A 20,809-nucleotide genomic window follows, 5' to 3' on the forward strand; every position below is an offset into this window, starting at 1 on the left:
CCTTCCGCTGCTCGGAACCAACGTGCAACTTGATGGTTGCACTACTCCCTCAATAGTGCAACCCAAGGGTTGCGCGATATGGATTCCCGCGACGCGGCGGGTTCAGTGCCCGCGAGAGGCCGCCATGGCGATCGTGATCAGCGCCAGCACCACCCAGCCGAACCACAGCCAGCCGTTGCTGCCGAGCGCCGCGGTATAGCCCGTCACGACGACCAGCGCGCCGACGGTCACCACACCCATAGTCTTGGTGGATCCGGACATGTGCGCCCTCCTCCAGGCCGGGGCCATGACGCCCATCGTCGCCCGGGACCAGGGGTTCGCGCTACTGCCCCCGGGCCTGGAGTGAGGCCAGATAGGCGTTGTACGCGGCGAGTTCCTTGTCACCGTCCCGGTCGGCGGCCCGGTCCGAGCGCTTCGCCTGCCGCTGCTCCGAGCGGTACCACTGGTAGACCAGCGCGATCAGGACCAGCACCGACGGGATCTCGCTGAACGCCCAGGCGATACCGCCCGCCGCGTTCTGATCGGTCAGCGCGTCGATCCCGAGCGAGGCCGGGGGATCGCGGTACGCGGCCACCATCGGCTCGCTCGCCATCATCAGCGCGATCCCGAAGAACGCGTGGAACGGCATGCCGGCGAAGAGCTCCAGCATCCGCATCACATAACCGGGCCGGTGCGGGCCCGGGTCGATGCCCATGATCGGCCAGAAGAACACCAGCCCGACCGCGAGGAAGTGCACCATCATCGCGATGTGCCCGGTCTTGGACTCCATCAGGAAGTCGAAGAGGGGCGTGAAGTACAGCCCGTACAGGCTCGCGATGAAGAGCGGGATGGTGAAGGCCGGGTGCGTGACGATCCGTACGTAGCGGCTGTGCAGCACGGCCAGCAGCAGCTCGCGCGGACCCTTGTGGCCGCGTCCCGCGACCGGCAGCGCGCGCAGCGCCAGCGTCACCGGGGCGCCGAGCAGCAGCAGGATCGGCGAGACCATGCTGATGATCATGTGCTGGACCATATGCACGCTGAACATGACCATGCCGTAGTCGTTCAGCTTGGTGCACATCACCAGCGCCACGGTCAGTACGCCGAGGACGAACGCGACGGTGCGGCCCACCGGCCAGCTGTCACCGCGCCGCCGGAGCCGCAGTACGCCCCAGCCGTACAGGACCAGTCCCAGCAGACAGCCGATCAGGAAGAAAAGGTCCGGGGAGAACTCCAGTGCCCGTCCCAGCGTGAACGGCGGCAGATCCATGGTCATGCCGTGCCCGCTGTGATCCATCCGTCCGCTCCCGGATTCGTGTCGATTGTCCGCACCAGACTAGAACCGCCCCCGGTCGCGGCCGCGACCGGGGGCGGTTCCACCGTGGTTAGCGCGCGGTACCACCGCGGTTCAACCGTCGGTCGGAGTCAGAGCACGCACTCCGCCTCGGCGTACCGCTCGGCGGGCACCGTCTTGAGCGTCTCGACGGCCTCGCCCAGCGGCACCATCACGATGTCCGTGCCGCGCAGCGCGGTCAGCATCCCGAACTCGCCGCGGTGCGCGGCCTCGACGGCGTGCCAGCCGAAGCGGGTGGCCAGCACCCGGTCGTACGCCGTGGGGGTGCCACCGCGCTGGACATGGCCGAGTATCACCGGCCTGGCCTCCTTGCCGAGCCGCTCCTCCAGCTCGATCGAGAGCTGCCTGGCCACACCCGCGAAGCGCTCGTGGCCGTAGATGTCCTTGCCGCCCACGTCGAACTCCATCGAGCCCTCGCGCGGCTTGGCGCCCTCCGCGACCACCACGATCGCGAACCGCTTGCCCGCCGAGAAGCGCTTGCCGACCAGCTCGGTCAACTCGCCGATGTCGAAGGGCCGCTCGGGCACGACGATGGCGTGGGCGCCCGCGGCCATCCCGGAGTGCAGCGCGATCCAGCCGGTGTGCCGGCCCATGACCTCGACGATCAGCACACGCTGGTGGGACTCGGCGGTGGTCTTCAGCCGGTCGAGCGCCTCGGTGGCGACCCCGACGGCCGTGTCGAAGCCGAAGGTCACATCGGTCGAGGAGATGTCGTTGTCGATGGTCTTCGGTACGCCGACGATCGGCAGTCCGGCCTCGGAGAGCAGATGGGCGGCCTTGAGGGTGCCCTCACCGCCGATCGGGATGATCGCGTCGATACCCAGGTCGGCCACATGACCCCGGGCGCGCTCCACGCCGTCCCGCAGATGCGCGGGCTGCACCCGGGACGAGCCCAGGATCGTGCCGCCGCGGGCGAGGATGCCGGCGACCGCGTCCAGATCGAGCTTGCGGTAGTCGCATTCCAGGAGGCCTTTCCAGCCGTCGTGGAAGCCGATCACCTCGTCGCCGTGGTCGACGACGGCGCGGTGTACGACGGACCTGATCACGGCGTTGAGGCCGGGGCAGTCGCCGCCTGAGGTGAGCACACCAATTCGCATTGCCCGCAATACCTTCGCTTCGTGGGCCGACGGCCGGACCCCATCGTCCGACCAGGTCGCCGCCACCCTACCGGCGGGCGGTGGCGGGACCGAAACCCGGCGTCCGCCTGCTGGACAGGACCCGCCGGCGGCCCCGCCCGGGGGCGGGGTGCCGGAGACCGCGGAGAACGGCGTCAGGCGGGCTGGATCGCGGCGGCGACCCGCTCGGCGCGCAGCGCCTCGTACCAGCGGTCGTCCGTCGGCGGCAGCGCGTTCACATCGAGGGCCAGCTTCAGCAGCAGGTCCGCGATCTGCGGATTGCGGGCCATCACAGGACCGTGCATGTACGTGCCGAAGACGGTCCCGTTGTACGCGCCCTCCGTGCCGTCGCCGGTGCCGTTGCCGCGGCCGAGCCGTACCCGCGCGAACGGCCGGGCCGTCGGACCCAGGTGCGTGATGCCCTGGTGATTCTCGAACCCCGTCAGCTGCGGCAGATTCAGCTGCGGGTCGATGTCGGCCAGTACGTCACCGACGCACCGCTCGCCCTCGCCGCGGGTGGAGACCACATCGAGCAGCCCGAGGCCGGCCTCGCGCTCGCCCAGATCGTTGACGAACTCGTGCCCGAGGATCTGGTAGCCCGCACAGACCGAGAACACGATCGCGCCGTTCGAGACGGCCCGGCTGAGCCCGCCGTCGCGGCGCAGCCGCTCCGCGGCCAGCCGCTGGGGCCGGTCCTCACCGCCGCCGATCAGATAGATGTCGCCCGAGGTCGGCACCGGCTGGTCGCTGCGTACATCGACACGGGTGACGTTCAGACGGCGCTGGCGGGCCCGGCGCTCCACCACCAGGGCGTTGCCCTGGTCCCCGTAGGTGCTCAGCAGGTCGGGGTAGATCCACACCAGGCGCAGGCTGCTGTCGCTCATTCTCGCTCGTCCTTCATGGTTCCGAGGGGGCTGGTTTGCCGGTGCCGGGTCAGTTGCCGACACGGCGGCGCAGGTCCTGGAACGAGGTGTAGTTCGCGATCGCCTCGATCCGTCCGGGCGGCGCCATCTGCACGGCCTCGTCCGGGGTCTCACACACACGGAAGTCGAGACCGGCGACTTCGAGGCGTACCGCGAGGTCCAGCTTCCGGTCCCCGATGACGAAGATCGGATGGCCGGCCAGCCGGGTGTAGTCGACGTCCCACAGCCAGGAGGTGTCCGTGCCGTCCGCGCCACGGGCGTTGACGGCGAGGATCACCGGGGTCGGCGGCGGATCGATGAGGGAGAAGGTCTCCAGCCAGCCCGCGGGGTTCTTCGCGAGCAGCAGCCGCAGATCGCGGCCGAGGAACGACACCACGTCGTACCGGCCGGCCACGGCCTGCACCTGGTACATCCGCTCAAGCGCCACCTGCGGCGGCACTCCGAAGGTCGCCGCGACGGCGGCGGAGGTGGCGGCGTTCGCCTTGTTCGCGCGGCCGGGCAGCTGGAGGTGGATCGGCCAGGCGGAGCCGTGCGGGTCGAGGACATGGTCGCCGTGCAGCGCCCAGCTGGGGGGCGGCCTGCGGAATCCGCAGTCACCGCAGAACCAGTCGTCGCCGGGGCGCTGCATCACACCGCCGCAGGCGGGGCAGGACCAGGCGTCGTCCTTCCACTCCTGTCCCGCCGCGACCCAGACCACATTGGGCGAGGAGGAGGCGGCCCAGACGATCAGCGGGTCGTCGGCGTTGGCGATGACGACGGCCTTCGTACCGGCCAGGCCCTCGCGCCACTTCTCGGCGAGCATCCGGGTCTCCGCGGCGCGGTCGAGCTGGTCGCGGGAGAGATTGAGCAGGGCGATCGCCTTGGGCGTCGTGTCCCGTGCGACGCCGGCGAGGTACTTCTCGTCGACCTCGATCACGCCGTACTTGGCGTCGGAACCGCCCGCGAGGGCCGAGGTGATACCGGCCGGCATATTGGCGCCGAGAGCGTTGGAGACCACGGGCCCCGCGGCCCGCAGAGCCTCCGCGATCAGCCGTGTCGTGGTGGTCTTGCCGTTGGTCGCCGACACGAGGATGACGTCGAGATGCTGCGCCAGCCGTCCGAGCAGATCGGGGTCGAGTCTGAGCGCGACCTTCCCGCCGATCACCGATCCGCTGCCGCGGCCCGCGGCGCGCGACACCGCTGCCGCGGCCCTGCCCGCCGTCACGGCCAGCTTGGCCCGCGGCGTCAGCGGGTCCGTGTTGCCTGACATCGCCTTGATCCTCCTTGCGTCGGTCCGTGGGTCAGCCTATCGAGATCCGGCCAGGGGCCCGAACCGCGGCACCGGGCAGAAGGCGGGGGATACCACGGACCGTACCCTGACCGTCATGCGAAACCGTCCGATCCCCGGCAGTACCGGGCGAGTACGAGCCATGCGAATGCTCGGTGATCCCGTGCTTCACACCCCCTGCGAGCCCGTCACCGACTTCGGTCCCGCGCTCGCGGAACTGATCGAGGATCTCTTCGCGACGATGTACGCCGCCCGGGGGGTCGGGCTCGCCGCCAACCAGATCGGCGTACCTCTCCGGGTGTTCGTCTTCGACTGCCCGGACGACGAGGACGTCCGCCATCTCGGACACCTCGTCAACCCGCGATTGACCGAGGCGGACGGGATCACGCTGCGCGGCCCCGAGGGCTGTCTCTCGCTGCCGGGCCTTGAGGCCGGTACGGAGCGGTACGACCACGCCGTGGCCGAGGGCGTCACCCGGGACGGCGCGCCGGTGCGGATCGAGGGCTCGGGGTTCTTCGCGCGCTGTCTCCAGCACGAGAGCGACCATCTGGAGGGTCGGGTCTATCCCGACCGGCTCTCCGGGTGGCGGCGGGCGAAGGTGCTGCGGGCCGCGCGCAAGGCGCCCTGGGCCACCGGGTCGTAGCGCGTGAGCGCACCCGGGGCCCGGCGTGCGGGGTGCGCGCGGGGCGCGGGCGCGTTCCCCGTGCGGTCGCTCGCGGGTGCGCCGGTCGCTCGCCGGTGCGCCCTCGCGGTTCCTCGCGGTTCCTCAGAAGCCGGGGCCGCCCGCGCGGTCGCTCACATCCGCCAGCCGCCCCCACAGCAGATCCGCCAGGCTGCGTACCAACTGCTCCCGTGAGCAGGGCCGTTCCCCGAGCCACCAGTCGCCGGCGCCGTGCATCATGCCGACGATGCCATGACCCCAGACCCGGGAGAGCTGCGCGCTGTCGGGGCCGAGGTCGACCCGCTCCTCTATGACCTTGGCGAGTTCCTCGCCGAGACGGCGCAGCAGCGGCGCGGAGTGGCGGCCGACGTCGAAGCCCTGCTCGGGCAGGTGCGCGTCCTCGGCCGGATGCATCAGGAACCGGTAGACCTGGGGGCGCGCCTCGATCGCCGCGAGATAGGTGTCGAGCGTGGCCTCGACCCGCCGGCGCCGCTCGGCGGGGGCGTCGAGCGCGGTGCGCAGGGCGTCGAGCAGGGCGTCGGTGTGGCGCTTGGCGAGCGCGCGGTAGAGACCGCCCTTGTCGCCGAAGTGACGGTAGAGAATGGGCTTGGTGATGCCCGCCTCGGCGGCGATGGCGTTCATGGACGCCTGCGGGCCGTCCCTGAGCACCACTCGGTCCGCGGCCTCCAGAAGCTGGCGCCGTCGCGCCCGCGCCGACCGCTGCTGCTCGGCCTGCTGTGTGGTCTCCATAGGTCTGTCTCCCCGCCCCTGCGATTGCCTGACGCCCCGGCAACGTAACACCCTGCCCGCCATCGACGCTGATCAGGCCGTGGCCCGTTGACATTTCCCACGTACGGGTAACAGGCTAAGGTTACCGCAGGTAACAACGGTGACGGCTCAGCGGTCGCGCAGTGCTGGAGGGGAACATGGCCGAGTTCACGCTCGATCTCAACGACGACCAGAAGCAGATACGCGACTGGCTCCACGGCTTCGCCGCGGATGTCATCCGCCCGGCCGCCGCGGAGTGGGACGAGCGTGAGGAGACGCCGTGGCCGGTCATCCAGGAAGCGGCCAAGGTCGGCATCTACTCCCTGGACTTCTACGCCCAGCAGTTCTTCGACCCCACGGGCCTCGGTATCCCGATGGCGATGGAGGAGCTGTTCTGGGGTGACGCGGGCATCGCCCTGTCGATCGTCGGGACGGGCCTGGCGGCCGTCGGCGTCCTCGCCAACGGTACCGAGGAGCAGATCGGCACCTGGATCCCGCAGATGTACGGCGACGCGGACGATGTGAAGGTCGCCGCCTTCTGCTCCTCCGAACCCGACGCGGGCTCCGACGTGGCCGCGATGCGCACCCGCGCCGTGTACGACGGGGCGAAGGACGAGTGGGTGCTCAACGGCACCAAGACCTGGGCGACCAACGGCGGGATCGCCCATGTCCATGTGGTGGTCGCCGTCGTCGACGGCGACCTGGGCTCCAAGGGCCATGCCTCCTTCATCATCCCGCCGGGCACCCCCGGCCTCTCCCAGGGCCAGAAGTTCAAGAAGCACGGCATCCGCGCCTCCCACACCGCCGAGGTGGTCCTGGAGGACGTCAGGATCCCGGGCCACTGTCTGCTCGGCGGCAAGGAGAAGCTCGACGAGCGGCTGGCGCGGGCCCGGGAGCGGGCCGCGTCCGGCGGTGAACGGGTGAGGAACGCGGCGATGGCCACCTTCGAGGCCTCACGCCCGGCGGTCGGCGCGATGGCGGTGGGCACCGCGCGCGCGGCGTACGAGGTCGCCCTCGACTACGCGAGGACCCGTAGCCAGTTCGGCCGCCCGATCATCGACAACCAGGGCATAGCCTTCCAGTTGGCCGATATGCGCACCCGGATCGACGCCTCCCGGCTGCTGGTGTGGCGGGCCTCCTGGATGGCGGCCACGGGCAAGCCGTTCACCTCGGCCGAGGGGTCCATGTCCAAGCTGTACGCGAGCGAGACGGCGAAGAAGGTCACCGCGCAGGCCGTACAGATACTCGGTGGCAACGGCTTCACCCGCGAGTACCCGGTGGAGCGGATGCACCGGGACGCCGCGATTTACACGATCTTCGAAGGAACGAGCGAGATCCAGCGCCTGGTGATCGCCCGGGCACTGTCGGGGATGCCGATCCGCTGACGCCGCGCGCCGCCGAGGGGCCCGCGCGACCAAGGGCGGGCCGCTCGGCGGTCCCGGATCAGGCCGGCAGCAGCGCCTCGATCGCCGCCACGACCTCCGGTGCCTCCGGCTCCGTGCGCGGCCGGATGCGGCCGACGACCTCGCCCTTGGGGGAGATCAGGAACTTCTCGAAGTTCCACTGGACATCGCCGGCCTCGCCCTCGGAGTCGGCCGTCTTCGTCAGCTCCGTGTACAGCGCGTGCCGGGTCTCCCCGTTCACGTCCGTCTTCTCCAGCAGCGGGAACGTCACCCCGTACGTCGCCGAGCAGAACGTACCGATCTCCTCGGCGGTGCCGGGCTCCTGGCCCGCGAACTGGTTGCACGGCACGCCGAGGACCGTGAAGCCCCGGTCGCCGTACTGCTGCTGGAGCCGCTCCAGACCCGCGTACTGCGGGGTGAGACCGCACTTGGAGGCGACGTTCACCACCAGCACGGCCTTGCCCTCGTACGCGGCCAGGGAGGTGGGCTCACCGGTCAGCGTGTTCAGCGGGATGTCGTACAGAGTCATCAAGATCTCCTCGGTATCCGGTGTTCTCGGCTCATTGTGGACCCGCGGACGACCAACCCGGCGGGCAGGGCTGATACAGCTGGGACCGTGCAGGAATCACCACGCCCCTCAGAGCTCCACGACGACCGGCTGCCCGGCACGGAACCGGACGACCCCACGCACCGGACGGTCCGGTGCGGGATGTGCGGCAGGCCGCTCACCGGTACGGCGTCGCGCCGTACCGGCCTCGGGCCCGCCTGTGACGCCAAACTCCATCCGCCCGCGCCGGACATCAGAACCCGGCGGCGCGAGGCGGATCAGGACCCGCTCCCGGGGATCTGAGGGGTCTTCTCCGCCCCGGGCACTATCCCCGCGCGTCGTGGCGGCGGAACAGCCCCTCCTGCACCACCGACACCAGCAGCTTCCCCTCGCGGTCGTAGATACGCCCCCGGGCCAGCCCCCGGCCGCCCGTCGCGATCGGTGACTCCTGGTCGTACAGGAACCACTCGTCCGCCCGGAACGGACGGTGGAACCACATCGCGTGGTCCAGCGACGCCATGTCGAAGCCCCGCGGGCCCCACAGCGGCTCCACCGGGATGCGCACCGCGTCCAGCAGTGTCATATCGCTCGCGTACGTCAGCGCGCAGGTGTGCACCAGCGGGTCGTCGCCCAGCGGGCCCACCGCGCGCATCCAGACCGCGCTGCGCGCGTCCGCGTCCTTGATCTCCTCGCGTGTCCAGCGCAGCCGCTCCACGTACCGGATATCGAAGGGCTGGCGCCGGGCCATCCGCTCCAGCGGCTCGGGGAGTTGGCCCAGATGTTCCCGTACCTCCTCCGAGACCGTGGGCAGCGACTCGGGGTCGGGGAAGTCCAGCCGGGGCGGCAGCTGGTGCTCGAAGCCGCCCTCCTCGGGGCGGTGGAAGGAGGCCGTCAGATTGAAGATCGTACGGCCCTGCTGAACGGCCGTCACCCGGCGTGTGGTGAACGACCGGCCGTCCCTGATCCGTTCGACCTGATAGACGATCGGGACACCCGGGCGGCCCGGCCGCAGGAAGTACGCGTGCAGCGAGTTGACCGGGCGGTCCCCGTCCGTGGTCCGGCCGGCCGCCACCAGCGCCTGGCCCGCCACCTGCCCGCCGAAGACCCGTTGCAGGGACTCCTGGGGGCTGCGCCCGCGGAAGATGTCGACCTCGATCCGCTCCAGGTCGAGCAGATCGACCAGTCTCTCGGCGGGGTTTGTCATGGCGCTGTGTTCTCCCGTTCTCGGTGCTGTGCGTATCTCAGAGCTGGCCCACGGACGTGACCCGCACCACCGCGAGCCCCTCCTCGTCGGAGGCCGCGAGGTCGACCTCCGCGCTGATGCCCCAGTCATGGTCGCCGTTCGGGTCGGCGAAGGTCTGCCGGACCCGCCACAGGCCGTGCGCCGGGTCCTCCTCGATGGCGAGCAGCTTCGGCCCGCGGGCGTCGGGACCGGTGCCCAGGTCCTCGTACTCGTCCCAGTACGCGTCCATCGCCTCGCCCCACGCCTCCTCGTCCCAGCCCGACTCGGCGTCCAGCTCGCCCAGTTCGCGCACATGGTCCAGCGCGGCCAGCTCGACCCGGCGGAACATCGCGTTGCGCACGAGGACCCGGAAGGCGCGGGCATTGGCCGTGACCGGCCTGACCTGGTCGGCCTTCTCCTGCGCCTGCTCGGCGGTCTCCACCTCGGGGTTGGCCAGCTGCTCCCACTCGTCGAGCAGACTGGAGTCGACCTGCCGGACCATCTCGCCGAGCCAGGCCGTGAGATCCTCCAGATCCTCCGACTTGAGATCGTCCGGAATGGTGTGTTCCAGAGCCTTGTACGCGCCCGCGAGATAGCGCAGCACAATGCCCTCGGTACGCGCCAGCTCGTAGTGGGACGTGAACTCGGTGAAGGACAGCGCCCGTTCGTACATGTCACGGATCACGGACTTCGGCGAGACCGGGTGGTCACCGACCCATGGATGGCTCGTGCGGTACGTGTTGTACGCGTGCACCAGCAGCTCTTCGAGCGGCTTGGGGTACGTGACCTCCTGGAGCCGCTCCATCCGCTCCTCGTACTCGATCCCGTCCGCCTTCATCGCGCCGACCGCCTCGCCGCGCGCCTTGTTCTGCTGCGCGGCGAGGATCTGCCGCGGATCGTCGAGCGTGGACTCGACGACGGAGACCATGTCCAGGGCGTACGAGGGCGATTCGGGGTCCAGCAGCTCGAACGAGGCCAGCGCGAAGGTGGAGAGCGGCTGGTTGAGCGCGAAGTCCTGCTGGAGATCGACGGTGAGCCGGACGATCCGGCCCTCGGCGTCCGGGGTCGCCAGCCGCTCCACCACCCCGCCGTCCAGCAGCGAGCGGTAGATGGCGATGGCCCGCCTGATGTGCCGCAGCTGCTGCCTGCGCGGCTCGTGGTTGTCCTCCAGCAGCCGGCGCATCGCCTCGAAGGCGTTGCCCGGCCGCGCGATGACCGACAGCAGCATGGTGTGGGTGACCCGGAAGCGGGAGGTCAGCGGCTCGGGATCGGAGCCGATGAGCTTCTCGAACGTGGTGTCCGACCAGGCCACGAAGCCCTCGGGGGCCTTCTTCCGCACCACCTTGCGGCGCTTCTTCGGGTCGTCGCCCGCCTTCGCCAGCGCCTTCTCGTTCTCCACGACATGCTCCGGCGCCTGCGCGACGACCAGCCCCGCCGTGTCGAATCCGGCCCGCCCCGCCCGGCCCGCGATCTGGTGGAACTCCCGGGCGCGCAGGGTGCGGACGCGATTGCCGTCGTACTTGGTGAGCGCGGTGAACAGCACCGTACGGATGGGGACGTTGACACCGACCCCCAGCGTGTCCGTACCGCAGATGACCTTCAGCAGACCGGCCTGGGCGAGCTTCTCCACCAGCCGCCGGTACTTGGGCAGCATGCCCGCGTGGTGCACCCCGATGCCATGGCGAACATAACGGGAGAGATTACGGCCGAACTTGGTGGTGAAACGGAAGTTGCCGATCAGATCGGCGATCCGGTCCTTCTCCTCACGCGTGCACATATTGATGCTCATCAGCGACTGCGCCCGCTCGACGGCGGCGGCCTGTGTGAAGTGCACGATATAGACGGGTGCCTGCCGGGTCTCCAGCAGCTCGGTCAGCGTCTCGGTGATCGGGGTGCGGCGGTACTCGTACGACAGCGGGACCGGCCGGGTCGCGGACCGTACGACGGACGTCGGCCGGCCCGTGCGACGGGTCAGGTCCTCCTCGAAGCGGGAGACATCACCGAGCGTCGCCGACATCAGGATGAACTGCGCCTGCGGCAGCTCCAGGATCGGGATCTGCCAGGCCCAGCCACGGTCCGGTTCGGCGTAGAAGTGGAACTCGTCCATCACCACCTGGCCGATATCGGCGTGCTTGCCGTCGCGCAGCGCGATGGAGGCCAGCACCTCGGCCGTACAGCAGATCACCGGGGCGTCGGCGTTGACGGAGGCGTCGCCGGTCAGCATGCCGACGTTCTCCGTGCCGAAGAGCTTGCACAGGTCGAAGAACTTCTCCGACACCAGCGCCTTGATCGGCGCGGTGTAGAAGGTGACCTTGTCCTGCGCCAGCGCCGTGAAGTGCGCACCCGCCGCGACCAGGCTCTTTCCGGAGCCGGTGGGGGTGGACAGAATCACATTGGCCCCGGAGACCACCTCGATCAGCGCCTCCTCCTGAGCCGGATAGAGCGTGATGCCCTGGCCCTCGGCCCAGGAGGAGAAAGCCTCGAAGAGGGCATCGGGGTCGGCATCCGGCGGCAGCTGATCGATAAGGGTCACCCCCCCATCTTGCCTGCCTTCCGTCCCGATCAGGGAACCGGACGCCGGGCCGAAGATCACGGACGATACGCTGACCCGTCAACTGGGCTTGGACACACTGGCCTTCACCACGATCGCACGGGGACGGGTACGACCATGATGGGACCGGCACACTCTCTGTCAGGGGCAGCGGCCTGGCTGGGGGTGGGCGCCGCCGCGGCAGCCGCCGGCCACACCATGCCATGGCCCGTCCTGGTGGTCGGCGCGCTGATCACCGCCGGCGCCGCGCTCGCCCCCGACCTCGACCACAAGGCCGCGACGATATCCCGGGCGTTCGGACCGGTGTCCAAGGCGCTCTGCGAGATCGTCGACAAGCTGTCCTTCGCTGTTTACAAGGCGACCAGGAAGCCGGGAGACCCCCGCAGGACCGGCGGCCACCGCACCCTGACCCACACCTGGCTGTGGGCGGTCCTGATCGGCGGCGGTGCCTCGCTGATCGCGATCACCGCCGGGCGCTGGGGGGTGCTGGCGATCCTCTTCGTCCATCTGGTGCTCGCGGTGGAGGGCCTGCTGTGGCGGGCCGCCCGGGTCTCCAGCGATGTCCTGGTCTGGCTGCTCGGCGCCACCAGCGCCTGGCTCCTCGCGGGCGTCCTGGACCAGCCGGGCAACGGCGCGGACTGGCTCTTCACCGCGCCGGGGCAGGAGTACCTCTGGCTCGGTCTGCCGATCGTCCTGGGCGCGCTGGTGCATGACATCGGGGACGCGCTGACGGTCTCGGGCTGCCCGATCCTCTGGCCCATCCCGCTGGGCCGCAAGCGCTGGTACCCGATAGGCCCGCCGAAGGCGATGCGGTTCCGGGCCGGCAGCTGGGTGGAGCTGAAGGTGCTGATGCCGGTGTTCATGCTGCTGGGCGGGGTCGGCGGCGCGTCCGCCCTCAATCTGATCTGACGCGGCGGGGCGCGTCGGGCGCGTCGGCGGGGCGGTCCCGTACCGGCTCGTACGGGCCTTGTACGGGACCGCCGCCGCGCTCCGTCAGCCGTGCCAGGAACGCCACAGCGCGGCGTACGCGCCGTCCACGGCCACCAGCTCGTCATGGCTGCCCAGTTCGCTGATCCGGCCGTCCTCGACCACCGCGATCACATCCGCGTCATGCGCGGTGTGCAGCCGGTGGGCGATCGCCACGACCGTACGGCCGTCCAGGACGCGGGCCAGCGAACGTTCCAGATGCCGGGCGGCGCGCGGGTCCAGCAGCGAGGTCGCCTCGTCGAGCACCAGCGTGTGCGGGTCCGCGAGTACCAGCCGGGCCAGCGCGATCTGCTGGGCCTGGGCGGGTGTCAGTGCCGTACCGCCGGAACCGACCTCGGTGTCCAGGCCCTTGTCCAGCGCCCGCGCCCAGTCCTCCGCGTCGACCGCCGCCAGCGCCGCCCACAGCTCGGAGTCCTGCGCGCCCGTGCGCGCCAGCAGCAGATTGTCGCGCAGCGCGCCCACGAACACATGGTGCTCCTGGTTGACCAGGGCGACATGCTCCCGTACCCGCTCGGCGGGCATCTTGGACAGCTCCGCGCTGCCCAGGGTGATCCGGCCCGTACGCGGACCGTAGATGCCCGCGAGCAGCCGGCCCAGCGTCGACTTGCCGGCGCCGGACGGACCGACCAGTGCGAGCCGGGTGCCCGGACTGACGTTCAGCGTCACCCGGTGCAGTACGTCGACGCCCTCGCGGTAGCCGAAGTGCACCTTGTCGGCGTTGACATCGCGCCCGTCGGGGACGACCGAAGCGTCGCCCGCGTCCGGCTCCATGTCCCGTACCCCCACCAGCCGGGCGATGGAGACCTGCGCGACCTGGAGTTCGTCGTACCAGCGCAGGATGATGCCGACTGGTTCCACCAGCATCTGGGCGAGCAGCGCGCCCGTGGTCAGCTGGCCGACGGTGATCCAGCCCTGGAGGGCGAAGGACCCGCCGATCACCAGCACGGCCAGGAAGATCGTCGTATGGGTGACGTTGATGGCGGGGAACAGCACCGACCGCAGCCAGAGCGTGTACCTCTCCCAGGCCGTCCACTCCTTGATCCGCCGTTCCGACAGCTCCACCCGGCGCCTGCCGAGGCGGTGCGCCTCCACCGTCCGTCCCGCGTCCACCGTCTCGGCGAGCACGGCCGCGACGGCCGCGTATCCGGCGGCCTCCGAACGGTAGGCGGAGGGCGCGCGCCTGAAGTACCAGCGGCAGCCGACGACCAGCAGCGGCACCGCCAGCAGCACCGCGAGCGCCAGCGGCGGCGCGGTCACGGTCAGCGCGCCGAGCAGCAGCGCCACCCAGACGAGGCCGATCGCGAGCTGGGGCACGGCCTCGCGCATCGCGTTCGCCAGCCGGTCGATGTCGGTGGTGATCCGGGACAGCAGATCGCCGGTCCCCGCCCGTTCCAGCACACCGGGCGGCAGCCCGACGGATCTGACGAGGAAGTCCTCCCGCAGATCCGCGAGCATCTCCTCGCCGAGCATCGCCGCGCGCAGCCGCATCATCCGTACGAAGACGGTCTGGACGACCAGCGCTATCGCGAACAGCGCGGCGGTGCGCTCCAGCTGCAGCTCACGCGCGCCGTCGGAGAGCTTCTCGACGATGTCGCCGAGCAGATAGGGACCGACCATCGAGGCGATCACGGAAACCGTGTTGACCGTGATCAGCAGGATGAACGGGGTGCGGTGACGCCGCAGCAGCTCGCCGACATAGGCGCGTACGGTCGCCGGCGTCCCGACGGGCAGGGTCGTCGCCGACTCCGGCGCCGCCGGGTCGTACGCCGGAGGGGCCACGCCGATCATGCTGATTCCTCGATCTCTTCCCGTGCCGGCACCGACGCCGGCGTCATGATCTTTCTCTGTTCGCTGTGCTCGTCCTCGGTCTCGCGGGTGACGACCGCCCGGTAACCGGGCTCGCTCCGCAGCAACTCGCGGTGGAGACCGACCGCGGAGACCTGGCCCTCATGGATGAACACCACGCGGTCCGCGTGGTCGAGCAGCAGCGGTGAGGACGCGAACACCACTGTCGTACGGCCGGCCCGCAGCTCCTTCACGCTCTGCGCGATCCGGGCCTCCGTATGCGAGTCCACGGCGGAGGTCGGCTCGTCGAGCACCAGCACCTCCGGGTCGGTCACCAGTGAACGGGCCAGCGCCAGCCGTTGGCGCTGGCCGCCGGAGAGGGACCGGCCGCGCTCGGTGATCCTGGACCGCATCGGGTCGCCGCTGCCGTCCACGGACGCCTGGATCAGCGCGTCGAGTACGTCGCCGCACTGGGCCGCGGCCAGCGCCTTCTCCGGATCGACCGCGCCGGAGGCCGGGATGTCGAGCAGCTCGGTGAGCGTCCCGGACAGCAGGACCGGGTCCTTGTCCTGTACGAGGACGACGGCCCGCGCCGCGTCCAGCGGCAGATCGTCCAGCGCCACCCCGCCGAGCAGCACGGACGCGTTCTTCTCCTCGTCGGCGGCATGGCCCCCGAGGCGCTCGGCGAGCCGCCCCGCCGCGTCCGGATCGCCGCACACCACGGCGGTCAGCAGCCCGGACGGGGCGCGCAGACCGGTGACGGGGTCGTACAGATCCCCCGTCGGCCGTGCGTCGTCCAGCCGGCCGCGCTCGTCCTCGAACGCGGACCGCTCCAGCGAGAGCACCCGCGCCGCGCGCTTCGCGGAGGGCCGGGAGAAGGAGTACGCCATCGCGATCTCTTCAAAGTGCCGCAGCGGGAACAGCAGCAGCGTCACCGCGCTGTAGACGGTCACCAGACCGCCGACCTCGATCCTGCCGTCCAGCACGAGCTGGGCTCCGTACCAGATGACCGAGATCAGCATGATGCCCGGCAGCAGTACCTGGATCGCGGAGATCAGGGACCACATGCGGGCGCTGCGCACGGCGGCCCGGCGCACCTCCTGGGACGCGGCGCGGTAGCGGCCGAGGAACAGCTCCTCGCCGCCGATGCCGCGCAGCACCCGCAGTCCTGCGACGGTGTCGGAGGCCAGTTCGGTGGCCTTGCCCGCCTTCTCACGCTGGATGTCGGCGCGTTGGGCGGCGCGGGGGAGCAGCGGGAGGACGGCGAGGGCGAGCACCGGCACGCCGATCGCGACCAGCGTCCCCAGCTCCGGCAGATACAGCACCAGCCCGATACAGATCAGCACGATCGCGATGAAGGCGGACAGGAAGCGGGAAAGCGCCTCCACGAACCACCCGATCTTCTCGACGTCGCCGGTGGAGACGGCGACCACCTCTCCGGCGGCGACCCGGCGGGTCAGCGCCGAGCCGAGGTACGCGGTCTTGCGCGCCAGCAGCTGCTGGACACGCGCGGCGACGGCGATCCAGTTGGTGACGGCGGTGCGGTGCAGCATGGTGTCGCCGACCGAGATGGCGGCGCCGCACAGCGCGATGAAGCCCCCGGCGACCGCGAGCCGGCCGCCGGAGCGGTCGATCACCGCCTGGACGGCGAGCCCGGCGCCCACCGAGAGCCCGCCGATGCCCGCGAAGTGCAGCAGGCCCCAGCACACGGCTTTGATCTGTCCGCCCAGCTGGTTACGCCCGAGCCACAGCAGGAACCGAGGGCCCGACCTGGCGTCGGGAACCCCTGGATCGGGATACGGAAGGTCGCGAATCTGCATGATGTCCCATGACTCGTGGAGTGGCCCAAACCGTGCAAGGTTCGCCTTATTGGAGTGCCCGGGGCAATGGGTTTTCCAGGGAAAGAGCCAGAACGAGCCAGGGGGCGGGGTACGAGGAGGGACGCCGGGAGGCGGATGAGCCGGCCGGTGCGGGGGCCGTACGGTGCGTACCGTACGGCCCCCGCACCCCGGTCACTCCTCCGGTCTGCCGGAGTCCATCCCCGCACGGGCCTTGCGCCACTCGCCGCGCGTGAAGTCGGGGATCTGCTGCGGGGCTCCGTTCGCCCTGAGCGACGCGTGACTGAGTGGCACTGGCGCGGTCCAGGTCGCCGCGTCGTACACGTCGAAGTCTGGCACGAGGCCCAGCCGGACGCATTGCATCAGCCGGAAGACCATGATGTAGTCCATCCCGCCATGGCCACCGGGCGGATTGGCGTGCTCCTTCCAGAGCCAGTGGTCCCAGTCCGCGTACTTCCCGAAATCACCCCAGGCGTCATCGGTGTGGTCCGGCTCGATATAGATGCGCTCGGGATAGTCCTCGAACACACCTTTGGTACCGCCGAGACTGTTGATCCTGCTGTACGGGTGTGGCGTCGACACATCGTGCTCCAGCCGGATGACCCGGCCCTTCGCCGTCCTGACCAGACTGATCGTCCGGTCGCTCCCGATGTAGGTCTCCTTCCAGCTCGGGTCGCCGGGCGGCATATGGGCCGCGCGGTACTCGGCGAGCCCGAGCGCGGGCGTGCCGACGCTGGTGATGGAGACCGCGCGGTCGCCCCGGTTGAGGTCCATGTAGTTGGCGACCGGGCCGAAGCCGTGGTTGGGGTAGAGATCGCCGCGCAGCCGTGTGTGCCAGAGCCGGCGCCAGGGCCCCTCGTAGTAGTCGGGGTCGAACATCAGACCGCGCAGATCGTGGTTGTAGGCGCCCGCGCCGTGCAACAGCTCCCCGAACTTGCCCGCGTGGGCCATCCGGAGGACCCGCATCTCGTTCTTGCCGTAGCAGCAGTTCTCCAGCTGCATGCAGTGCCGCCGGGTGCGTTCGGAGAGATCGACGAGCTGCCACAGCTCGTCGAGGCGCATGGCGACCGGACACTCCACCCCGACGTGCTTGCCGTTCAGCATCGCCGACTTGGCCATCTCGAAGTGGAAGTCCCAGGGCGTGGCCACATAGACGAAGTCGAGATCCCCGCGGGCGCAGAGGTTCTCGTAGTCGTGCTCGCCGTTGGTGTAGACGGCGGGCGCGGGCTGACCGGCGCGTACCACCTTCGCGGCGGCGCTCTCCGTCTTCGCCTTCACCGGGTCGCAGAGCGCGACGACCCGGACGCCCGGGACGGCGAGGAAGAGGTCGATCATGCTGCCGCCGCGGTTGCCGAGGCCGATGATGCCGACCCGTACCGTCGTACGGCGCTCGAACGGGACCCCGGCCATGGTGCGGCCCTTGCGCGGGGGCGCCGAGGAGTCGGCGGAGTCGGCGGACGCGGCGGAGTCCGCGGCTCCGGCGGCCGTGGCGGGCCCGGCCGCGGCGGCGGTGCCGCCGCCGAGAGCGGAGAGGCCGAGCCCGGCGCCCGCCACACCCGCCGTGGTCCGCAGGACCGAGCGGCGGCTCATCTCTCCTTGGGTTCTGTCTTCTCCGTCCTCACCGACGGATGCGTCGTCCCTGCCGGGGTTCTCCGGTGCTGCGTCGTGCATCGACCCTCCAAGGGGGGAGTTGACGTGCGCGGCTGGTGCGTGAACCTCGAAAAGGACCTTGGCCGCCGACGCGGGCGATGCGCAAGGTGATACGCAAGGGTCCGATTGGACTCTTGGGAACGGGCTGTTGGACTCTTCTGGGCTCCTCCGTGCTTCCGCCGGGCGCCCGGGACATGTGAGTCCGCGCGCCCCGGCGTCAGTGGTGACGCTCGGGGCAGCCGTCGACCAGCGTCGACAGCAGTCCGCCGAGGACCTCGCGCTGCTCGGCGGTCAGCGGGGCCAGGACATCCTCGGCGGCCGACCGGCGGGCGACGCGCAGGGCCCGCAGCGTGGCCCGGCCGGTGTCGGTCAGCTCGATACGGACCACGCGCCGGTTGGTCGGATCGGGGGCGCGGCGCACCGAGCCGCTCGCCTCCAACCCGTCGACCAGGGAGGTCACGGCCCGGGGCACCACTTCGAGACGTTGGGCCAGGTCGGCCATCCGGGGCGGCTTGTCGTAGGACGAGACGGTACGCAGCAGCCGGGCCTGGGCGGGGGTGATACCGATCGGCTCCAGCTGCCGCTTCTGGACGCGGTGGAGCCTGCGGGTCAGCCGCAGCAGCTGCTCCGCCAGCAGGCCGTCGGAGTCGGGGGTATTCATGGCGGAATAATATCAGGACTATGGTCATTGTGAACATAGGTAACAGTGAGCTATGCTCGGCGAGTCTCGCCCGTCGTGTGTCCGTCGGGACCTTCGTTCGACGAGACCTCGGCCATCGCCTCTGCCATCGAAGGAGCCCATGAAACCCGAACACTCGACGTGGACACCCTCGTCCCACCCCGGTGATCCGGGGCAGCCGGAGCCGCCCGCCCAGCTGCGGCGCATCTTCGGCCTCTTCCGTCCCTACCGCGGCCGGCTCGCGATCGTCGGGCTGCTCGTCGGCGCGTCATCGCTGGTCACGGTCGCCTCGCCGTTCATGCTGCGCGAGATCCTCGACACCGCCATTCCGCAGGGCCGTACCGGACTGCTCAGTCTGCTCGCCCTCGGCATGATTCTCACGGCCGTCGTCAACAGCGTCTTCGGCGTGCTCCAGACCCTGATCTCGACCACGGTCGGCCAGCGGGTCATGCACGATCTGCGCACCGGCGTCTACAACCGGCTCCAGCGCATGCCGCTCGCCTTCTTCACCAGGACCAGGACCGGCGAGGTCCAGTCCCGTATCGCCAATGACATCGGCGGTATGCAGGCGACCGTCACCTCCACCGCGACCTCCCTGGTCTCCAATCTCACGGCCGTCGTCGCCTCGGTCGTCGCGATGCTCGCCCTGGACTGGCGGCTCACCGCCGTCTCGATGACTCTGCTGCCGGTGTTCGTCTGGATCAGCCGCCGCGTCGGCCGCGAACGCAAGAAGATCACCACGGACCGCCAGCGCCAGATGGCCACCATGGCCGCCACGGTCACCGAATCGCTCTCCGTGAGCGGCATCCTGCTCGGCCGCACGATGGGCCGCGCCGACTCGCTCACCAAGTCCTTCGCCGACGAGTCCGAGCGGCTGGTCGGCCTGGAGGTGCGCTCCAACATGGCGGGCCGGTGGCGGATGTCGACGATCGGCATCGTGATGGCCGCCATGCCCGCCCTGATCTACTGGGCCGCGGGCATCGCGCTGGGCGCCGGTGGCACGGCCGTCTCCATCGGTACGCTCGTCGCCTTCGTCTCGCTCCAGCAGGGCCTGTTCCGGCCCGCCGTGAGCCTGCTCTCCACCGGTGTGGACATGCAGACGTCGCTCGCCCTCTTCCAGCGCATCTTCGAGTATCTCGATCTGCCCGTCGACATCACCGAGCCCGAGCGGCCGGTCAAGCTCGACACGATCCGCGGTGAAGTGCGGTTCGAGGACGTCGACTTCAGCTATGACGACAAGGGGCGCCAGACGCTGCGGGGGATCGATCTGACGGTCCCGTCCGGCGGCAGCCTCGCGGTCGTCGGCCCCACGGGCTCGGGCAAGTCCACCTTGAGCTATCTCGTACCCCGGCTGTACGACGTGACCGGCGGCCGGGTCCTGATCGACGGCGTCGACGTGCGCGACCTGGACTTCGACACGCTCGCGCGGGCCGTCGGCGTCGTCTCGCAGGAGACCTATCTGTTCCATGCCTCGGTGGCGGAGAATCTGCGCTTCGCCAAGCCGGAAGCCACCGACGAGGAGATCGAGACGGCCGCCAGAGCCGCCCAGATCCATGACCACATCACCTCGCTCCCCGACGGCTACGGAACGCTGGTCGGTGAGCGCGGATACCGGTTCTCCGGCGGCGAGAAGCAGCGGCTCGCGATCGCCCGCACCATCCTGCGGGACCCGCCTGTGCTGATCCTCGACGAGGCCACCAGCGCGCTGGACACCCGTACCGAACAGGCGGTGCAGCAGGCCATCGACGCGCTCTCCGAGGGACGCACCACCCTCACCATCGCGCACCGGCTCTCGACGGTCCGGGACGCGGACCAGATCGTGGTCCTCGACGCGGGCGCCATCGCGGAGCGGGGCACGCACGACGAACTGATCGAGCGGGACGGCCGCTATGCCGCCCTGGTACGCGGGGACGGCCGGCCGCACCGGCAGGAGCCGCATCAGGAGCCGCCGCATCAGCAGACCGAGGCGCTGGCGTCGGTCTCGCCGTGACACGGCAGTGCCGCCGTTCCCGTGGAACGGGGAGCGACGGCACACGTGCGGCGACCGGGAGTGCGTGCTCTCCGTGACCGGTCCGGCCGCCGT

At 70.3% G+C, this 20,809-nt stretch carries 18 protein-coding genes; 5 read left to right on the forward strand and 13 right to left on the reverse strand.

Annotated features, from left to right (window positions below):
• Positions 1–102: 102 nt before the first annotated feature.
• From AB0M67_RS23130 to AB0M67_RS23150, 5 genes are all read right to left on the reverse strand, one after another.
• Complete coding sequence (locus tag AB0M67_RS23130) at positions 103–261, reverse strand: hypothetical protein (RefSeq protein ID WP_249948717.1); 159 nt, start codon at positions 259–261, stop codon at positions 103–105.
• A gap of 61 nt (positions 262–322) precedes the next feature.
• Positions 323–1,273, reverse strand: coding sequence for a cytochrome c oxidase assembly protein (locus tag AB0M67_RS23135; RefSeq protein ID WP_365748202.1), 951 nt, complete (start codon positions 1,271–1,273; stop codon positions 323–325).
• Between the two features lie 128 nt (positions 1,274–1,401).
• Positions 1,402–2,427, reverse strand: coding sequence for a 6-phosphofructokinase (locus AB0M67_RS23140; RefSeq protein WP_365748204.1), 1,026 nt, complete (start codon positions 2,425–2,427; stop codon positions 1,402–1,404).
• 173 nt (positions 2,428–2,600) lie between these two features.
• The gene (locus AB0M67_RS23145; RefSeq protein WP_365748206.1) at positions 2,601–3,329 is read right to left on the reverse strand and encodes a glutamine amidotransferase; all 729 of its coding nucleotides are present in this window, start codon (positions 3,327–3,329) and stop codon (positions 2,601–2,603) included.
• A 49-nt stretch (positions 3,330–3,378) separates the two neighbouring features.
• Positions 3,379–4,617 carry a MurT ligase domain-containing protein gene (locus AB0M67_RS23150; RefSeq protein WP_365748208.1) on the reverse strand — a complete coding sequence of 413 codons (1,239 nt, stop codon included), beginning with the start codon at positions 4,615–4,617 and terminating at the stop codon, positions 3,379–3,381.
• A 115-nt stretch (positions 4,618–4,732) separates the two neighbouring features.
• Between AB0M67_RS23150 and def the strand changes: the two genes are divergently transcribed.
• The gene (gene def, locus AB0M67_RS23155; RefSeq protein WP_365748211.1) at positions 4,733–5,278 is read left to right on the forward strand and encodes a peptide deformylase; all 546 of its coding nucleotides are present in this window, start codon (positions 4,733–4,735) and stop codon (positions 5,276–5,278) included.
• Between the two features lie 123 nt (positions 5,279–5,401).
• On the opposite strand, the gene AB0M67_RS23160 is transcribed toward def, so the two are convergent.
• Positions 5,402–6,046 carry a TetR family transcriptional regulator gene (locus tag AB0M67_RS23160; RefSeq protein ID WP_365748213.1) on the reverse strand — a complete coding sequence of 215 codons (645 nt, stop codon included), beginning with the start codon at positions 6,044–6,046 and terminating at the stop codon, positions 5,402–5,404.
• Positions 6,047–6,222: 176 nt separating this feature from the next.
• Between AB0M67_RS23160 and AB0M67_RS23165 the strand changes: the two genes are divergently transcribed.
• Positions 6,223–7,449 carry an acyl-CoA dehydrogenase family protein gene (locus AB0M67_RS23165; protein ID WP_365748215.1) on the forward strand — a complete coding sequence of 409 codons (1,227 nt, stop codon included), beginning with the start codon at positions 6,223–6,225 and terminating at the stop codon, positions 7,447–7,449.
• A gap of 58 nt (positions 7,450–7,507) precedes the next feature.
• Here the strand turns inward: AB0M67_RS23165 and AB0M67_RS23170 are convergent, their stop codons facing one another.
• Positions 7,508–7,996: a glutathione peroxidase gene (locus tag AB0M67_RS23170; protein WP_365748217.1), complete on the reverse strand. Its 489-nt coding sequence runs from the start codon at positions 7,994–7,996 to the stop codon at positions 7,508–7,510.
• A 129-nt stretch (positions 7,997–8,125) separates the two neighbouring features.
• Here AB0M67_RS23170 and AB0M67_RS23175 point away from each other — a divergent pair, with 129 nt between their 5' ends.
• Positions 8,126–8,317, forward strand: a complete 192-nt coding sequence (locus AB0M67_RS23175) for a DUF6011 domain-containing protein (RefSeq protein ID WP_249949069.1) — start codon at positions 8,126–8,128, stop codon at positions 8,315–8,317.
• A gap of 22 nt (positions 8,318–8,339) precedes the next feature.
• On the opposite strand, the gene AB0M67_RS23180 is transcribed toward AB0M67_RS23175, so the two are convergent.
• Both AB0M67_RS23180 and AB0M67_RS23185 read right to left on the reverse strand, forming a co-directional pair.
• A complete protein-coding gene (locus AB0M67_RS23180; RefSeq protein WP_365748219.1) occupies positions 8,340–9,218 on the reverse strand; it encodes an acyl-CoA thioesterase II in 879 nt (292 codons plus the stop codon).
• A gap of 37 nt (positions 9,219–9,255) precedes the next feature.
• Complete coding sequence (locus AB0M67_RS23185) at positions 9,256–11,829, reverse strand: DUF3516 domain-containing protein (protein ID WP_365748221.1); 2,574 nt, start codon at positions 11,827–11,829, stop codon at positions 9,256–9,258.
• A gap of 75 nt (positions 11,830–11,904) precedes the next feature.
• Between AB0M67_RS23185 and AB0M67_RS23190 the strand changes: the two genes are divergently transcribed.
• Entirely contained in the window at positions 11,905–12,696 is a 792-nt protein-coding gene (locus tag AB0M67_RS23190; RefSeq protein ID WP_365748223.1) for a metal-dependent hydrolase, read from the forward strand.
• A gap of 84 nt (positions 12,697–12,780) precedes the next feature.
• On the opposite strand, the gene AB0M67_RS23195 is transcribed toward AB0M67_RS23190, so the two are convergent.
• The 4 genes from AB0M67_RS23195 to AB0M67_RS23210 form a co-directional block, all read right to left on the reverse strand.
• Positions 12,781–14,562 (reverse strand): ABC transporter ATP-binding protein, encoded by a 1,782-nt coding sequence (locus tag AB0M67_RS23195; RefSeq protein ID WP_365748225.1) that lies wholly within the window; start codon positions 14,560–14,562, stop codon positions 12,781–12,783.
• Positions 14,559–16,379: an ABC transporter ATP-binding protein gene (locus tag AB0M67_RS23200; protein ID WP_365748227.1), complete on the reverse strand. Its 1,821-nt coding sequence runs from the start codon at positions 16,377–16,379 to the stop codon at positions 14,559–14,561. The genes AB0M67_RS23195 and AB0M67_RS23200 overlap by 4 nt, the downstream gene beginning before the upstream one ends.
• Before the next feature lie 192 nt (positions 16,380–16,571).
• A complete protein-coding gene (locus tag AB0M67_RS23205) occupies positions 16,572–17,987 on the reverse strand; it encodes a Gfo/Idh/MocA family oxidoreductase (protein ID WP_365748229.1) in 1,416 nt (471 codons plus the stop codon).
• Positions 17,988–18,264: 277 nt separating this feature from the next.
• A complete protein-coding gene (locus tag AB0M67_RS23210) occupies positions 18,265–18,708 on the reverse strand; it encodes a MarR family transcriptional regulator (protein ID WP_365748231.1) in 444 nt (147 codons plus the stop codon).
• A 139-nt stretch (positions 18,709–18,847) separates the two neighbouring features.
• On the opposite strand from AB0M67_RS23210, the gene AB0M67_RS23215 reads away from it, so the two are divergent.
• Positions 18,848–20,716, forward strand: a complete 1,869-nt coding sequence (locus AB0M67_RS23215) for an ABC transporter ATP-binding protein (RefSeq protein WP_365748233.1) — start codon at positions 18,848–18,850, stop codon at positions 20,714–20,716.
• Positions 20,717–20,809 lie beyond the last annotated feature (93 nt).

It is taken from the genome of Streptomyces sp. NPDC051662 (assembly GCF_040681655.1).
In the GTDB taxonomy this organism is placed as follows: domain Bacteria; phylum Actinomycetota; class Actinomycetes; order Streptomycetales; family Streptomycetaceae; genus Streptomyces.

Bases quoted from the DNA above. Each gene is read 5' to 3' on its own strand.
- AB0M67_RS23180 (WP_365748219.1), bottom strand. From the start codon at position 9,218: ATGACAAACCCCGCCGAGAGACTGGTCGATCTGCTCGACCTGGAGCGG.
- AB0M67_RS23170 (WP_365748217.1), bottom strand. From the start codon at position 7,996: ATGACTCTGTACGACATCCCGCTGAACACGCTGACCGGTGAGCCCACC.
- AB0M67_RS23210 (WP_365748231.1), bottom strand. From the start codon at position 18,708: ATGAATACCCCCGACTCCGACGGCCTGCTGGCGGAGCAGCTGCTGCGG.
- AB0M67_RS23200 (WP_365748227.1), bottom strand. From the start codon at position 16,379: ATGCAGATTCGCGACCTTCCGTATCCCGATCCAGGGGTTCCCGACGCC.
- AB0M67_RS23215 (WP_365748233.1), top strand. From the start codon at position 18,848: ATGAAACCCGAACACTCGACGTGGACACCCTCGTCCCACCCCGGTGAT.
- AB0M67_RS23195 (WP_365748225.1), bottom strand. From the start codon at position 14,562: ATGATCGGCGTGGCCCCTCCGGCGTACGACCCGGCGGCGCCGGAGTCG.
- AB0M67_RS23205 (WP_365748229.1), bottom strand. From the start codon at position 17,987: ATGAGCCGCCGCTCGGTCCTGCGGACCACGGCGGGTGTGGCGGGCGCC.
- AB0M67_RS23140 (WP_365748204.1), bottom strand. From the start codon at position 2,427: ATGCGAATTGGTGTGCTCACCTCAGGCGGCGACTGCCCCGGCCTCAAC.
- AB0M67_RS23150 (WP_365748208.1), bottom strand. From the start codon at position 4,617: ATGTCAGGCAACACGGACCCGCTGACGCCGCGGGCCAAGCTGGCCGTG.
- AB0M67_RS23145 (WP_365748206.1), bottom strand. From the start codon at position 3,329: ATGAGCGACAGCAGCCTGCGCCTGGTGTGGATCTACCCCGACCTGCTG.
- AB0M67_RS23190 (WP_365748223.1), top strand. From the start codon at position 11,905: ATGATGGGACCGGCACACTCTCTGTCAGGGGCAGCGGCCTGGCTGGGG.
- AB0M67_RS23130 (WP_249948717.1), bottom strand. From the start codon at position 261: ATGTCCGGATCCACCAAGACTATGGGTGTGGTGACCGTCGGCGCGCTG.
- AB0M67_RS23165 (WP_365748215.1), top strand. From the start codon at position 6,223: ATGGCCGAGTTCACGCTCGATCTCAACGACGACCAGAAGCAGATACGC.
- AB0M67_RS23135 (WP_365748202.1), bottom strand. From the start codon at position 1,273: ATGGATCACAGCGGGCACGGCATGACCATGGATCTGCCGCCGTTCACG.
- def (WP_365748211.1), top strand. From the start codon at position 4,733: ATGCGAAACCGTCCGATCCCCGGCAGTACCGGGCGAGTACGAGCCATG.
- AB0M67_RS23160 (WP_365748213.1), bottom strand. From the start codon at position 6,046: ATGGAGACCACACAGCAGGCCGAGCAGCAGCGGTCGGCGCGGGCGCGA.